The sequence below is a fragment of the Micromonospora sp. NPDC007271 genome, from assembly GCF_040634005.1.
In the GTDB taxonomy this organism is placed as follows: Bacteria; Actinomycetota; Actinomycetes; order Mycobacteriales; family Micromonosporaceae; genus Micromonospora.
The window spans coordinates 18,389-31,549 of the sequence record NZ_JBEYER010000085.1 but is presented as its reverse complement, the minus strand read 5'-3'; the positions used below and the strand labels follow the sequence as shown (position 1 = coordinate 31,549).

Annotated in this window: 6 protein-coding genes and 1 pseudogene; 1 reads left to right on the top strand and 6 read right to left on the bottom strand. The window is 72.5% G+C overall.

The genetic code is table 11. The features are described from left to right. Window positions 1-70: 70 nt before the first annotated feature. A complete protein-coding gene (locus tag ABZ570_RS25660) occupies window positions 71-5,134 on the bottom strand; it encodes an NAD-glutamate dehydrogenase (protein ID WP_358068635.1) in 5,064 nt (1,687 codons plus the stop codon). A gap of 285 nt (window positions 5,135-5,419) precedes the next feature. On the opposite strand from ABZ570_RS25660, the gene ABZ570_RS25655 reads away from it, so the two are divergent. Further along, window positions 5,420-7,387 carry a penicillin-binding transpeptidase domain-containing protein gene (locus tag ABZ570_RS25655; protein WP_358068632.1) on the top strand — a complete coding sequence of 656 codons (1,968 nt, stop codon included), beginning with the start codon at window positions 5,420-5,422 and terminating at the stop codon, window positions 7,385-7,387. Between the two features lie 458 nt (window positions 7,388-7,845). On the opposite strand, the pseudogene ABZ570_RS25650 reads toward ABZ570_RS25655, so the two are convergent. The 5 genes and pseudogenes from ABZ570_RS25650 to meaB form a co-directional block, all read right to left on the bottom strand. After that, window positions 7,846-8,763, bottom strand: a pseudogene (locus ABZ570_RS25650) (arginase family protein); the annotation flags it as partial. Between the two features lie 66 nt (window positions 8,764-8,829). Further along, window positions 8,830-9,735, bottom strand: coding sequence for a tetratricopeptide repeat protein (locus tag ABZ570_RS25645; RefSeq protein ID WP_358068629.1), 906 nt, complete (start codon window positions 9,733-9,735; stop codon window positions 8,830-8,832). Between the two features lie 138 nt (window positions 9,736-9,873). After that, window positions 9,874-11,562 (bottom strand): methylmalonyl-CoA mutase family protein, encoded by a 1,689-nt coding sequence (locus ABZ570_RS25640; RefSeq protein WP_358068627.1) that lies wholly within the window; start codon window positions 11,560-11,562, stop codon window positions 9,874-9,876. Between the two features lie 96 nt (window positions 11,563-11,658). After that, a complete protein-coding gene (locus ABZ570_RS25635; RefSeq protein ID WP_358068624.1) occupies window positions 11,659-12,072 on the bottom strand; it encodes an Asp23/Gls24 family envelope stress response protein in 414 nt (137 codons plus the stop codon). 84 nt (window positions 12,073-12,156) lie between these two features. Further along, complete coding sequence (gene meaB, locus ABZ570_RS25630) at window positions 12,157-13,161, bottom strand: methylmalonyl Co-A mutase-associated GTPase MeaB (protein ID WP_358068621.1); 1,005 nt, start codon at window positions 13,159-13,161, stop codon at window positions 12,157-12,159.

Sequence of the window (13,161 nt, the reverse complement as noted above, 5' to 3'; positions counted from 1 at the left end):
ACCAACGTCGGCCGCTGCCGACCCCGCGCGTCCCACTCCGCCAACTGGTCACGGACCGAGATGTGACGGGTCAGGCCGCCGCCGAGGTCCGCACCAGGGTACGGATCTGCCGCAGCAGCACCGACAGGGCGGAAAGGTCGGCCCGGGACTCGTCGAACTCGCCCATCGCCCGGTGCGCCCGGTGGATCGACGTGGCGTTCGCCTGCTCCCACTCCTGCACCCGGTCGACCGGCGGCAGGCTGTCCGAGGTGGAGCCGAGGACCTCCGCGGTGAGCGCGGCCAGCGCGGCGTACAGGTCGTAGCGCAGCGCCATCCGGGCCAGCGTCTGCCAGCGGTCCTCCCGCGGCAGCAGGGAGATCTTCGACAGCAGGGCGTCGACCCGGAACCGGTCGGAGAGGACGAAGTAGACCGCGGCCACCTCGCTCACGTCCCGACCGGTCGACTGGGCGGTCTCCACCACGTCGAGCAGGCCGAAGCCGTACATCAGCCGCGTCGTCTGCTCGGCCAGCTCGCGAGGCAACCCCTTCTCGGTCAGCGAGTCGATGTGGGCGACGATCGCCTCCCGCTCGCTGCCGTAGAAGAGGTTCTCCAGGTCGGGCAGGAGCCGGGCCACCCCGTCCCGCAGCCGGGCGATCTCCCCCGGCACGTCGATCGGCGAGCGCCGGTTGGTGACCAGCCAGCGCACCGCGCGGTCGAGCAGCCGCCGAGTGTCCAGGGAAAGGTTCGTCTGCAGCTCCGGCGAGACCTTGTTGTCCAGCTCCTCGATCGCCTTCCAGAGGTCGCGGAGCCCGAACACCTCGCGCACCACCACGTACGCCCGCAGCACGTCCGCCGCCGACGCGGCCGTCTCCTCGACAGCCCGGAAGACGAACGAGATGCCGCCCCAGTTGATGGCCTCGTTGACCAGCACGGTCGTGACGATGTCGCGGCGCAGCCGGTGCCGGCCCATCCGGTCGGCGAACCGCTCACGCAGCGGAGTCGGGAAGTAGTTGACGAGGATCTCGTTCGTCCACTCCTCGTCGGGCAGCCCTTCGCCGACGATCTCCCGCTCCAGCGCGATCTTGACGTACGCCAGCAGCACCGCGAACTCGGGCGCGGTCAGCCCGCTCTCGGTCCGGACCGCGAGCTCCTCGTCCGGCGGGAGCCCCTCGAGAGCCCGGTCCAACGCCCCGGAGCGCTCCAGCTCGTTGATCATCCGGCGGTGCACCGGGAGCAGCGAGGCAGCCTGCGCCCGGGCGTTGGTGAGCGCCCGAGCCTGCTCGTAGTTGGACCGCAGCACCAGCTCGGCGACCTCGTCGGTCATCTGGGCCAGCAGCTCGTCGCGCGCCGGCCGGTCCAGCTCGCCGTCGGCGACCGCCGTGTTGAGCAGGATCTTGATGTTCACCTCGTGGTCGGAGCAGTCCACCCCGGCCGCGTTGTCGATGAAGTCGCTGAAGTTCCGGCCGCCGTTCTGCGCGTACTCGATCCGGCCGAGCTGGGTCCAGCCCAGGTTGCCGCCCTCGCCGGCCACCCGGCAGCGCAGGCTCTTGCCGTCCACCCGGATGGCGTCGTTGGACTTGTCCCCGACCTCGGCGTTGGTCTGCGTCGCCCCCTTCACGTAGGTACCGATGCCGCCGTTCCAGAACAGGTCCACCGGCGCGGTGAGGATCGCCTTCATCAGCTCCTGCGGAGAGAGCTGCTCGACGTCGTCGTCGAGGCCGAGCCGCTCCCGCACCTGCGGGCTGATCGGGACCGACTTGGCGGTACGCGCATACACCCCGCCGCCTTCGGAGATCAGCTCCGGGTTGTAGTCCTGCCAGGACGAGCGAGGCAGGTCGAACAGCCGCTTGCGCTCCTCCCAGGAGATGGCCGCATCCGGGTTCGGGTCCAGGAAGATGTGCCGGTGGTCGAAGGCGGCCACCAGCAGGATGTGCTTGGAGAGCAGCATCCCGTTGCCGAACACGTCGCCGGACATGTCGCCGACGCCCACCACGGTGAAGTCCTGGGTCTGGGTGTCGTGCCCCAGTTCCCGGAAGTGCCGCTTCACCGACTCCCAGGCGCCCCGGGCGGTGATGCCCATCTTCTTGTGGTCGTAGCCGGCCGAACCACCGGAGGCGAACGCGTCGCCGAGCCAGAAGTTGTGCGCGGCCGAGACCTCGTTGGCGATGTCGGAGAAGGTCGCGGTGCCCTTGTCCGCCGCCACCACCATGTACGGGTCGTCGCCGTCGTGCCGGACCACGTCCTCCGGCGGCACGATCTCCCCGCTCACGATGTTGTCGGTGACGTCCAGCAGCGCGCCGACGAACTGCTTGTAGCAGGCCACGGCCTCGTCCCGGTCGCCCGGCTTCTGCTTGAGCACGAAGCCGCCCTTGGCGCCCACCGGCACGATCACGGCGTTCTTCACCATCTGCGCCTTGACCAGGCCGAGCACCTCGGTGCGGAAGTCCTCCCGCCGGTCGGACCAGCGCAGGCCGCCCCGGGCCACCGGCCCGTACCGCAGGTGCACGCCCTCGAAGCGGGGCGAGTAGACGAAGATCTCGAACCTGGGCCGCGGCGCGGGCAGGTCCGGGATCGCCTGCGGGTCCAGCTTGAACGCCACGTACGACTTGGGCCGTCCGCCGACCAGCTTCTGGTAGAAACTCGTCCGCAGGGTGGCCTGGATCAGGGTCAGGAACCACCGCAGGATGCGGTCCTGGTCGAGGCTGGCCACGTCGTCGAGCGCCGCGCCGATCGCGGCGACCAGCTCGTCGCTGCGCCGCCGCCGCTCGTCCATGGTGGTCGCACCCGGGGCGAACCGGGTCTCGAAGAGCTCCACCAGCAACAACGCGATCTTCGGGTACGCGATGAAGGTCTGCTCCAGGTACTCCTGGGAGAAGACGGTGCCCGCCTGCCGCAGGTACTTCGCGTACGCCCGGAGCACCACCACCTGCCGCCAGGTGAGCCCGGCCCGGAGCACCAGCTCGTTGAAGCCGTCCACCTCGGCCTCGCCCCGCCAGGCGGCGGCGAAGGCGTTCTCCGCGTGCGGGCGGACCTCGGCCAGGTCCTGGTGCGACTCGGGCAGTTGCAGGCCGAAGTCGTACAGCCAGATCCGGCCGTCGATCCGTTCCACCTCGTACGGGTGCTCGTCGACGACCTTGACGCCGAGCGAGTGCAGCACCGGCAGCACCGCGGAGAGCATCATCGGCTCGCCGTACCGGTAGACCTTGAACCGGACGTCCATCACCTCGTCGACGTCCTCGCCCCGGCCGCCGTTCACCCGCGGCGCGAGCTGCTTGCGGAACAGGTGCATCTCCAGCTGGCCGGGCTCCTCCAGCAGCTCCAGCTTGGCCAGGTCCTTCATCGCCTCGTACGGCGTGTGCCCGTCCTTGTACCCCTCCGGGAACGCGTCGGCGTACCGGACGAACAGGTGCTTGGCCTGCTCGTCCCCGAGCTTCCGCTCGAGCACCAGCCGGTAGTCGTCGTCCCAGAGCCGGGTGGCGTCGGCCAGCTCCTCGGCGAGCAGGTCGGCGTCGATCTCCCCGGGCGGGTTGCCCGGGTCGGTCCGGACGATGAAGTGCACCCGCGCGAGCATCGACTCGGTGACCCGGGTGGTGTAGTCGACCCCGACGCCGTTCAGCTCCCGCAGCAGGATGTCCTGCATGCGCAGCCGGTTCTGGGTGGTGAAGCGGTCCCGGGGCAGGTAGATCAGGCAGGAGATGAACCGCCCGTACCCGTCCCGGCGCAGGAACACCCGCAGCTGCCGGCGGCCCGCCATCCGCAGAACGCCGATCACCGCGTGGTAGAGGTCGTCGGTCTTGATCTGGAACAGCTCGTCGCGCGGGTAGGTCTCCAGGATCTGCAGCAGGTCCTTGCCGGAGTGGCTGCGCAGGCTCAGCCCGGAGCGGTCCAGCACCTCGGCGACCTTGCGACGGACCACCGGCAGCTCCTGCACGCTGGTCCGGTACGCGGCGGTGGAGAACAGGCCCAGGAAGCGCCGCTCCCCGACCACCTCGCCGGCCTCGTTGAAGATCTTGAAGCCGATGTAGTCGAGGTAGGCCGAGCGGTGCACGGTGGCCCGCGAGTTCGCCTTGGTGATGATCAGCAGGCGCTTCTCCAGCACCTTCTCGTGCGCCTCGGGAGTCATCGACGACAGCGCCCGGGCCTCCGGCGAGTCCGACCGCAGGATGCCCAGCCCGGTGCCGAGGACGGCCTCGAGGGCCTGGCCGCCGTCCGCGCCGTCGGTGTCGACGAGGCGGTACTCGCGGTAGCCGAGGAAGGTGAAGTGGTCGTGTGCCAGCCAGCGCAGCAGCTCCACCGAGTCGGTGATGTCCTTCTCCGGCACCGGCGGCCGGCTGTCCGAGGTCCGCGCGGCGGCCAGCTCGTCGGCCAGGGCCAGGGCCCGCTGGCGCATCTTCGGCCAGTCCTCGACCGCCTCCCGGACGTCGGTGAGCACCCGCTGCAGTTCCTTGCGCAGCTTCTCCCGCTCGGCCGGGTCCCGGATCGGGTCGATCTCGATGTGCATCCAGCTCTCGACCAGGTCACCGGCGATCGCGTCGTCCGGCTCCACGTCGGCGGACACCTCGATCAACCGGCCCAGCGGCTCGCGGCGGACCACCACCAGCGGATGCACCAGCAGATGCACGTCGAGGTGGTGCGCGTTGAGCAGCGCGGTCACCGAGTCGACCAGGAACGGCATGTCGTCGGTCACGATCTCGATGACCGTGTGGTGCTGCTCCGCGTCCGGCTCGTGGATCCGCAGCTTCAGCTCACCGGGCACGCGCTGCTGGGCCAGATCCCGGTGCGCCCGGGCGGCCTCGAGCATCTCCTCGGCGGTGAAGCCGATCAGCTCCTCGTCCGGCGCGAATCGCCAGAATCGGCCGACCAGGGTCGCCGCGTCGTGGTCGTCCCCGGCCAGCGCGACGGCCTGGGCCACCAGGCGCTCCGCGTTGGGTACCGGCTCGTCCAGCGCGGCATCCTCCGACTCGTCGGCCAGCGCCTGCGCGGGCAGGCCCAACTCGTGAAGGGTGTCGATGCTGGAACCGGTCATCCCGGTCACTCCTGTGTCAAGACGGCCGAAACCGTCCCCGTCGGTCGCCGAATCGAAGCTGTCATCTGCCCGGCCGGTATCAGCCTGCCGGAGGTCGGGTCCCGGTTTAGTCGCCGGACGCCGGTCCATCGGTGCCACTCCCCTCGACCCACCGCGTTGTGGGTCACTCTTCCCGCCCAGCCTAGGCCCTACCGCTCTGCCCATTCGTCGGCGGACCACTGGCCGGACGTCCGGTTCGGGACTCTGTCCTTTCACCCGTTGCGGGTTCGTGGTCGGCCGGTCGCGGAGTACCCCGGCTCGCGATGTTCATCACACTGGCACAGGTGCTCTTTGCGCACCTCGGAGGGCTGCCGGGGCGGTGGGGACAAGCCCGACGTACTACGGTGCAGGGCAGTTTCACACCGGAGGGACTCCATGCCTGTGTCGTACCCCGTTCGCCGCCGCCGCTCCCCCCGCCGCCCACTTCTCGCGGCACTGGCCGCCGCCGCGCTGGCGGCGGGCGCGCTGACCGGGTGCTCGGGCGAGGACGGGCCGGACGGCAGCGTCGAGGCGTTCCTGAAGGGCTGGCGCTCCGGCGACCTGCAGGCGGTCGGCTTCATCGACCCGACCGGCGCCCGTGTCCCGGCCGCCGACGTGGCGAAGGAGATCAGGGAGCTCTCCGGCGAACTGGCCGCCACCCCGCCGGAGCTCAAGCGGATCGGCGACGCGAAGGTCACCGCCGACCTGGCCACCGCCCGGATCCAGGTGACCTGGACGCTGCCGGGCCAGACCCGCTGGAGCTACGAGAGCCCGGTACGCCTCAAGCACGGCGACGACGACCAGTGGCAGGTGATCTGGGAACCCGTCGTGGTGCACGAGAAGCTGGAGAAGGGCGACCGACTCACGCTGAGCCGCGACACCGCGCCCCGGGCCGGCTTGCTGGACGGCGCGGGCAACCCGATCGTCGCCCCCCGGCCGGTGGTCCGGGTGGGCGTGCAGCCCAGCGAGGTCGCCGACGTGAAGGCGCTGGTCCGGCAGTTCGACGCCGCGTTCAAGGCGATCCGCCCCGCGCTCGTCCCGCCGGTCGACCTCGCCGACCTGCCCAAGCGCATCGTCGAGGCCGAACCGGACGCGTTCGTCGAGGTGGTGACGCTGCGCGACGAGGCGTACCGGCAGATCAAGCCCCGGATCTACGACCTGCCCGGCACGAGGTTCCAGGCCGACAAGCTCGACCTGGCGCCCACCCGGGAGTTCGCCCGGGCCCTGCTCGGCACGGTCGACCCGGCCCAGGCCGACGACCTGAAGGCCCACCCCGACAAGTACGTCCGGGGCGACCTGGTCGGCCACGGTGGCCTCCAGGGCCGCTACGACGACCGGCTGCGCGGTACTCCCGGCGTCAGCGTGCTCATCGAGCGCCCCCTCCCGGACGAACCCGGCGCCAGCCGCGGCGAGCCGATCTTCCACAGCACGCCGAAGGCCGGCCAGCCCTTGAAGACCACCCTCGACCTGGCCGTTCAGAACGCCGCCGACGCGGCGCTGCGCGGCCAGGCCCGGCGCTCCGCCCTGGTGGCCGTCCGGATCAGCGACGGCGCGGTCCTGGCCGCCGCCAACGGCCCCGGCCCGGCCGGCGAGAACCTCGCCTTTACCGCCCAGGTGCCGCCCGGCTCGACGTTCAAGATGGTCAGCGCGCTCGCCCTGCTCGACAATGGGGCGGTGACCCCGGAGGCGACGGTCAACTGCCCGAAGACCGCCGAGGTGGACGGCCGCTCGTTCAAGAACTCCGACGACTTCGAGCTGGGGGCGGTGCCGTTCAGCACCGACTTCGCGAAGTCCTGCAACACCGCCTTCGTGGCGCTGGCGCCGAAGCTCGGGCCGGACGGTCTCGCCACCACCGGCCGTACGCTCGGCCTGGAGGCGGAGTGGGACCTGGGCGCGGAGGCCTTCACCGGCTCGGTCTCCGCCAACGGCTCGGCCACCGAGCAGGCCGCCGCCGCGATCGGGCAGGGCACCACCCTGGTCAGCCCGCTGGCCATGGCCGCCGCCACCGCCGCCGTCGCCCGGGGCCACTGGGAGCAGCCGAAGCTGCTGCTCGACCCCGCACCGGCGAAGCCCGCGCCGGCCGGCCCGGCGCTGAAGGCCGAGTCCGTGGCGGCGCTGAAGACGATGATGCGCGCGGTGGTAACCAGCGGCACCGCGAGCGCCCTGAAGGGCGCCCCGGGCGAGCCGGTGTACGGCAAGACCGGCACGGCCGAGTACGACAACAACCCGGCGCACACCCACGCCTGGTTCGTCGGGTGGCAGGGCGACGTGGCGTTCGCGGTCTTCGTGGAGCAGGGCGGGGCGAGCACGGCCAGCGCGGTGCCGATCGCCGACCGTTTCCTCCGCGCCCTCGCGAAGCGCTGAGCCCGCCCACCGGTCGGCTCCGCCCGCCGCCTCGGGGCGTGCCCCCGTTCCGGGCGAGGACGGGGACGGCACGGTCAGGCGATGCCGGTGGACGCCGACGGGGAGCGCCCCGTCGGCGGGGCCTCCTCCCCCGGCCGCGGGACGCGGCGCAGGAGCCCGGGGCCGACGCTCGCCGGCGGCCCCACCGGCTCGGGCCCGTCAGCGGCCTCGGGCAGCCAGCGCGGGGGCTCCTGGTCCCGTGGCGACGCGGCCGGCGCGGCCCCCTCGACGGCCTGCGACGGGGTCGCCGACGGGCCCATGGGCTCGACTGCGACCGCGGGAGCCGGAACGGTCACCGGGGCCGAGGGAACGCGGCGCTCCGCGGCGCGCCCGTGGCCGGGCGACGCGACGGGGCCGGGCGACGCGACGGGGCCGGGCGACGCGACGGGGCCGGGCGGCAGCAGCCGCGGCGGCGGCACGCCGGGTGCGGAGACCGGGGTGAGCCCGGCCACCACGGTGTTGACGATCTCGGCCGCGTACGTCCCGTCCGGGTCGTAGTCGGGGTCGAAGACGGTCAGCTCGACACCGAGACAGTGCGGGGTGTCCACCAGCCCGGCGAGCAGGATCTCCAGCTCGGCGAAGGCGATGCCGCCCGGGTCGGGCGCGTCCACGGCGGGCATCACCGCCGGGTCGAGCACGTCCACGTCGATGTGCACCCAGTAGCCCGCGCAGTCCGCCAGCTGCTCGTGCGCCCACTGCGCGGTCCGGGCCGCGCCCTCGGCCCGCAACGCGGGGACCGGTCGGGTGACGATGCCGGCGGCCTGGAGGTCGAGCCGGTACTCGTCCTGCGACCGGATTCCGAGCACCACCACGTCGATGTCCCGGAAGTACGGGCGCCGCCCCTCGATGGCGGCCAGATCCGCCTGCCCCCGGCCGGTGACCAGGGCCAGGTCCTCGCCCGCCGCCGCGCCCACGTAGGAGGCGTTGCCGGGGTGCCGGAAGTCGGAGTGTCCGTCCACGAAGACCAGCCCGATCCGGCCGCCGACCGCCTCGCCGAGCCGGTGCATGGCCAGCGCCGAGCCGAGCAGCACCGAGCAGTCCCCGCCGAGCACCAGGGGGAACTCGCCCCGATCGATGATCGCGCCGATCCGGTCGGCCAGCGCCACCGAGTACGCGGATATCTCCCGGGCATGGCAGACCCCGTCGCCGGGCCGCCAGTCGCCCGGGTCGTAGCGGGGCGGGGTGAGGCAGCCGGCGTCCCGGGCGCGCAGCCGGGCGAGCAGGCCGTGGTCGCGCAGGGCGCCGGGTGCCTTGGCACAGCCCGGGACCGAGGTGACGGTGGGCGGGCGCAGCCCGAGGTTGGTCGGCGCGTCGAGGACGGCGATCCGGCGCATCATGGGCTCCCGTCCTCGGTGGTCGGGCGGGCCGGCCGGTACGCCGGCCCGCGCTGGCGTGCTACGAACTCAGAACAGGGCGCTGGCCAGGGCGCGCCGGGCCGACGCCACGGCGGGATCCTCCGGGCCGGCGATGGTGAAGAGGCCGACCAGGTGCTGGCGTACCTTTTCCCGGTCGTCGCCGGCGGTCCGGCGGACCAGCGCGACCAGGCGCTGGTAGGCCTGCTCGGCCAGGCCGCTGAGCACCTCGATGTCGGCCGCCAGCAGCTGGGCGTCGACATCGTCGGGTGTGGCCGCCGCCGCGTCGAGCGCCGCCTGCGGGTCGGCGCCGGCCACCCGGCGGGCCAGCCCGACCTGGGCGAGCCCCGCCTCCGCCGCCGGGTCCGCCGGGGACTCGGCCAGGATCTTCCGGTACGCCCGCTCGGCCGCGTCGAGGTCGCCGCCCATCAGGGCGTCGTCGGCCTCCGCGAGGCGCGGGTCCTCCGGTGTGGCGACGCTGACCCCGCCGGCCTTCAACACGGCCTGGATCCACTGGCGCAGCTGGGCCTCCGGCACCACCCCGGAGAAGGCGTCGACCGGCTGCCCGCCGACGATCGCGTAGACCATCGGGATGCCCTGCACCCGGAACATCTGGGCGATCCGCGGGTTGGCGTCCACGTCCACCTTGGCCAGCACCCACGCGCCGCCGCCCTCCACGGCCAGCCGTTCCAGCACGGGAGAGAGCTGCTTGCAGGGCTGGCACCACTCGGCCCAGAAGTCCACCACCACCGGCGTGGTCAACGAGCGTTCGAGGACCTCGGACTGGAAGGTCGCCTCTGTCACGTCGATGACGCTGACCCCACCGACCGCGCCGCCGGGGGTGCCGGCGGGAGGCCCGGCCTTGACCGGGGCAGGGGTGGATGCGGCGCCGCGCAGTGCGCTGAGGTCGACCGCGCCGCGGGTGAAGATCGACGAGGTGATCCGTGGGTCGCTCATGGTTATCTAGTCTCGCACGGGTCGCGGTGAACTCAGATCAACCGCGACGGCGACAGTTGCAACTGTCACGCCTGCTCCGGAGTGCAAGGAAGGGCCCCTTCTTATCGCCTGGCGATAAGAAGGGGCCCTTCCTTGCGGCTAGAAGCGGGCGGGCTCGCGGTAGACGCCCCACTCGGCACGCAGCGCGTCGCAGATCTCGCCGAGGGTGGCCTCGGCGCGGACCGCGTCCAGCATGGCCGGGATCATGTTCTCGCCGGTCCGGCTGACCTCGACCATGCGCTGCACGGCGGCCTTGACCGTGGCGTCGTCGCGGGCCGCCTTGCGCTCGGCGAGCACCCGGCGCTGCTCCAGCTCCACCTCGTGCGAGATGCGCAGGATCTCCAGGTCCTTGGCGACCGTGCCGGTGTGGCAGTTGACGCCGACGATCTTCTTGTCGCCCTTCTCCAGCGCCTGCTGGTAGGCGAAGGCCGACTCGGCGATGTGCCCGGTGAACCAGCCGTCCTCGATGCCGCGCAGGATGCCCGAGGTCATCGGGCCGATCTTGTGCGGGCCGTCGCCGCCGAGTTGCCTGATCCGGGCGAAGATCTCCTCCGCCTCGGCCTCGATCCGGTCGGTGAGCGCCTCGACGTACCAGGAGCCGCCGAGCGGGTCGGCCACGTTGGTCACCCCGGTCTCCTCCATCAGCACCTGCTGGGTACGCAGGGCGATCTCGGCGGACTCGTCGGTGGGCAGGGCCAGGGTCTCGTCGAGGGCGTTGGTGTGCAGCGAGTTGGTGCCGCCGAGCACCGCGGCCAGGGCCTCCACGGCGGTCCGCACCACGTTGTTGACCGGCTGCTGGGCGGTCAGCGAGACCCCCGCGGTCTGGGTGTGGAACTTCAGCCAGAGCGCCTTCTCGCTGGTGGCGCCGTAGACGTCGCGCAGCCAGCGGGCCCAGATCCGGCGGGCGGCGCGGAACTTGGCGATCTCCTCGAAGAAGTCCACGTGGGAGTCGAAGAAGAAGCTCAGCCCCGGGGCGAAGACGTTGACGTCCAGCCCGCGGGAGAGCCCCAGCTCGACGTAGCCGAACCCGTCGGCCAGGGTGTACGCGAGCTCCTGCGCGGCGGTCGCGCCGGCCTCACGGATGTGGTAGCCGGAGACCGACAGCGGCTTGTACTTCGGGATCTCCCGGGCGCAGTACTCCATCAGGTCGCCGATCAGGCGCAGGTGCGGCTCGGGGTCGAAGAGCCACTCCTTCTGCGCGATGTACTCCTTGAAGATGTCCGTCTGGAGCGTGCCGTCCAGCCGGGACAGGTCGACGCCCTGCCGCTCGGCGGCGACCAGGTACATGCAGAACACCGGCACCGCCGGGCCGGAGATGGTCATCGACGTGGTCACGCCGGCCAGGCCGATGCCGTCGAAGAGCACCTCCATGTCGGCGGCCGAGTCGATGGCCACGCCGCAGTGGCCGACTTCGCCGAGCGACTGCGGGTCGTCGGAGTCGCGCCCCATCAGGGTCGGCATGTCGAAGGCGACGGAGAGTCCGCCGCCGCCGGCGCCGAGGATCATCTTGTAGCGCTCGTTGGTCTGCTGGGCGTTGCCGAAGCCGGCGAACTGCCGGATGGTCCAGGTCCGCCCGCGGTAGCCGGTCGGGTAGAGCCCCCGGGTGTACGGGAACTCGCCCGGCCAGCCGATCCGCTCGAACCCGGGGTGGGGCACGCCCTCCGGCGGGCCGTACACCGGGTCCACGGTCATCCCGGAGAGCGTGGTGAAGTCCGCGTCCCGCTTGCGGGCGGCGTCGTAGCGGGCCTGCCAGCGGGCCCGACCGGCGGCGATCTCGTCGGCGTCCATGCGCGGAGCTCCTCCTCGAGTCCTCGACTGAAGACCGAGTGTAGAACGGATGCCTGAACGATCGCTAAGGATGTGGGTACCGGCCGGTAACCCGGGTCAGGCCGACGGCGCCACCGGGCCGCCCAGGGCCACGTCGTCCACCCGGATGTTGATCTCGTCGACCCGCAGCCCGTACGCCTCGACCGCCGAGGTCACCGCCGCGCGTACGGCGTCCGTCACCTCGGGCACCGGCCGGCCGCCGTCGATCACGATGACCAGGTTGACCACCGCCGCGCCGTTGGTGACGTGCGCCGAGCAGCCGCGCCGGGCGTCGCCGACCTGGTCCAGCCCGACCTTGTCCAGCACGGCGTTGAAGAAGCGCGCCACGTCGCCACCGAGGTCGGCCACCCCGGGGACCGACCGGGCGGCGGCCACCACGATCTTCTCCACCACCTCGTCGGAGACGTGCGTCGCACCGCCCGCCACCGCCTCCGGCAGCACCGCCAGCTCCTGAGTCGACTCGTCAGCCATGCCCCACCCGCCCACTCGTCCAGCCCCACGACCGCCGTGCGGCGGTGCGAGCGTACTAGGCGGGCGGGATCCGCAGTGGACCCGTCAGGCGCCCAGCTGCTCCAGCAGCTCGGCGGCGGCCGCGTACGGGTCGATCGCGCCCTCGGCCACCTTCGCGGCGAGCGTCGGCAGCTGCGTACCGTCGCGCAGCGAGCCGATCCGGTTCCGGAGGGTGCCGAGCGCGATGGCCTCGACCTCGGCGGCGGCCCGCGCCTCGCGTCGGCGGCGCAGCTCGCCGTGCCGCTCCAGCCAGTCGCGGTGCTTGTCGATCGCGGCGGCGATGTCGTCGATCCCCTCGCCGCGCGCGGCGATGGCCCGGACCACCTGCGGTCGCCACTCCCCCGGCCCGCGCTCGCCCAGCGCGATCATGCCCTGGATGTCGCGGACGGTGGCGTCGGCGCCGTCCCGGTCGGCCTTGTTGACCACGAAGACGTCGGCGATCTCCAGGATGCCGGCTTTGACCGCCTGGATGGCGTCGCCCATGCCCGGGGCGAGCAGCACCAGCGTGGTGTCGGCCAGCGAGGCCACCTCGACCTCGGCCTGCCCGACGCCCACGGTCTCCACCAGCACCACGTCGCAGCCGGCCCCCTCCAGCACCCGGACCGCCTGCGGCGTCGCCGCGGAGAGCCCGCCGAGGTGGCCCCGGCTGGACATCGAACGGATGTAGACGCCGGGGTCGGTGGCGTGGTCCTGCATCCGGACCCGGTCGCCGAGGATCGCCCCGCCGGTGAACGGGCTGGACGGGTCGATGGCCAGCACGCCGACCCGGTGGCCGCGCGCCCGCAGCGCCCGGACCAGCTCGTTGGTGGTGGTCGACTTGCCCACCCCCGGCGACCCGGTCAGCCCGACCACCTGGGCGTGCCCCGCGTACGGCGCGAGGGCCGCCGCGACCTGCGGCAGCACCTCGTCGCCGGACTCGACCAGGGTGATCAGGCGGGCCACCGCGCGGGGGTCACCCGCGCGGGCCCGCTCCACCAGCATCGGTACGTCCCGGCTGCGGCGCACCGAGCCGGTGGCCGCGGCCGGAACGTTCTCGACGGTGTTGCTCAC